2 protein-coding genes and 1 pseudogene are annotated in these 2283 nt (G+C 58.2%); 2 read left to right on the top strand and 1 reads right to left on the bottom strand.

Annotated features, from left to right (window positions below):
• Window positions 1–563 (bottom strand): ABC transporter transmembrane domain-containing protein (locus Q0341_RS04980; RefSeq protein WP_299510965.1); only part of this gene is annotated, 563 nt, incomplete at its 3' end.
• 175 nt (window positions 564–738) lie between these two features.
• Between Q0341_RS04980 and tolB the strand changes: the two genes are divergently transcribed.
• Entirely contained in the window at window positions 739–2025 is a 1287-nt protein-coding gene (gene tolB, locus Q0341_RS04975; protein ID WP_299510964.1) for a Tol-Pal system beta propeller repeat protein TolB, read from the top strand.
• Between the two features lie 41 nt (window positions 2026–2066).
• A pseudogene (locus tag Q0341_RS04970) lies at window positions 2067–2283 on the top strand (peptidoglycan-associated lipoprotein); the annotation flags it as partial.

Below are 2283 nucleotides of genomic sequence, written 5' to 3'. Positions count from 1 at the left end.
ATCCAGCTCAGGCCAGGCGCCACCGTGAACACCACTAAGGTGAGCTGCCAGTTCAGCCACATCAAATACCCCACCAAGGCCAGCAGGGTGAAGCCGTCGCGGGTCAAGCCGATCAAGGCCGACACCAGTTGCGATGCGCCAATTTGCACTTCGTAGACCACGGTGTTGGACAAGGCACTGGCCGACTGTCGGCTGAACAGCGACAAATCGGCCCGCACCAGTTTGGCAAACAAATCGCTGCGCAGTTTTTCCATGCCGTCGTTGGTCACGCGTGCCAGCGCATACTGCGCCACAAAGTGAGCCATTCCCCGCAGGGTGAACAACCCGATGACCACCACTGGAATCGACCACAGGGGCAATTTGTTCTCGGCAAAACCGCTGTCCAACAAGGGTTGGAACAAGGCCGGAATCAAGGGTTCAGTCAGTGCCGCGACCAATGTAGCCCCAATGGCCAGCGCCCAAACACCGCGTTGGCGGACAAAATAGGGCTTCAAACGCGCCAATCGCTGGAGGATGTCCGGCTGTTTGGTGGTGCTTGTGGGACTGGGAGAGGAGGGGTTCATGAGCCAGTTGATTGTAAGCAGCCCAGACTTGAGCCGGCAGGGGCACCAGTCTGTCTTGAATATTCTGGCCGTAATCTTGTTTCTTCTTGTTACCAACACAGGATTAAGGGTGGAAATACAAGCGTGACGGTGTACGATCAGACTTTTCATTGGACCACCTGAATTGTTGATGGACATGAACCTGTTTTCTTCATCTGCCCGCTGGGCTGCTCGTTTTTTCGCTGCCTGGGCCTTGTTGGGCCTGACCAGCGGCGCTTGGGCCCAGTTCCGGGTTGAGGTCACTGGCGTCGGTTTGACACAACTGCCCGTCATCGTGGCCCCGTTCAAGGGCGAGGGTTTGGTCCCTGAAAAAATCGCTGAAATTGTTCAGGCTGATCTGGCCCGCAGCGGACAGTTCAAGCCTTTGCCTTCGGCATCGCTGCTGCTGGATGAGCTGAGCCGACCCGATTGGGCAGCCTTGCGGCCTTTGTCGGCCGAGGCCTTGGTGGCAGGCTCGGTGACGCGTTTGGCCAATGGCCGTTACGACGTTCGCGCTCGGCTGTGGGATGCGGTCAAGGGCCAAGAAAAGGCCGAGTTCAAGGATTCGGTGGGCGCAGCCGATTTGCGCCTGTCTGCACACCGTGTGGCCGATTGGGTTTACCAGCAAATGACCGGCACACCAGGTGTTTTCAGCTCTCGCATCAGCTATGTGACCAAGTCGGCGGGGCGATACAGTTTGTGGATTGCCGATTCCGACGGGCAAGGCGCGCGCTCCGCCCTCAGCAGTCCAGAACCCATCATCTCGCCGTCTTGGTCGCCCGCCGGCACCCATCTGGCGTATGTTTCTTTTGAGTCACGCAAACCCGTGGTTTATGTGCACGAACTGACCAGCGGAAAACGCCGTGTGGTGGCCAACTTCAAGGGCTCGAACAGCGCGCCTGCTTGGGCACCCGACGGCCGTTCATTGGTGGCCACGCTCAGCCGCGATGGGGGCTCACAACTGCACCGTGTATCTTTGGAAGGCGGGGATCCCCAACGCCTGACTTTTGGCAGCATCAACACCGAACCGGCCTTTTCACCTGACGGCCAGACCCTTTATTTTGTCAGTGACCGTGGCGGCAGCCCGCAAATTTACAAAATGCCGGCTTTGGGGGGACCTGCGCAGCGTGTCACTTTTTCTGGCAACTACAACATTTCCCCCGCCATCAGCCCTGACGGCCGTTGGCTTGCTTATGTCTCGCGCTTGTCCAGCGGTTTTCGCCTGCACTTGATGGAGTTGGCCTCCGGTCAGGTGGTCGCGCTGACCGACACCAACGCCGATGAACGCCCCAGTTTTGCCCCCAACAGCCGCATGCTGGTGTATGCCACCCAGCAGGGTGGAGAAGCCTTGATGACCACCACTTTGGATGGCCGCATCAAAGCGCGTCTGGCTGGGCAAGGCGGCGACCTTCGCGAACCCCATTGGGGCCCAGTGCGGCCCTGATGTCTGAATTTCTAATCGGTTTAATTTTCAAGAGGTTGAATATGAAAAAACAATTTTTATCGGTGGTCCTGGTCAGTCTGTTTTTGGCCGGTTGCGCCTCAGGCGTCAAGCTTGACGATGTTCCGGTTGAGGACAAAACAGCCTCGTCAAAAGGTGCTGGCGTTGGCGTAGACGTTCAGGGGATCGGCAGTGGACAAGGGGGGGCGCAAACCAATGTGCCCAACATGGCAGACAACCAGGCCAGTGCCGGTCAAGGCC

The organism is uncultured Limnohabitans sp. (genome assembly GCF_937889215.1).
Taxonomy (GTDB): Bacteria; Pseudomonadota; Gammaproteobacteria; order Burkholderiales; family Burkholderiaceae_C; genus Limnohabitans_A.
The sequence above is the reverse complement of the archived record's forward strand: the minus strand, read 5'-3'. Positions and strand labels throughout refer to the sequence as shown.

Excerpts from the sequence above, each read along its gene's own strand:
- tolB (WP_299510964.1), top strand. The coding sequence starts at position 739 with ATGAACCTGTTTTCTTCATCTGCCCGCTGGGCTGCTCGTTTTTTCGCT.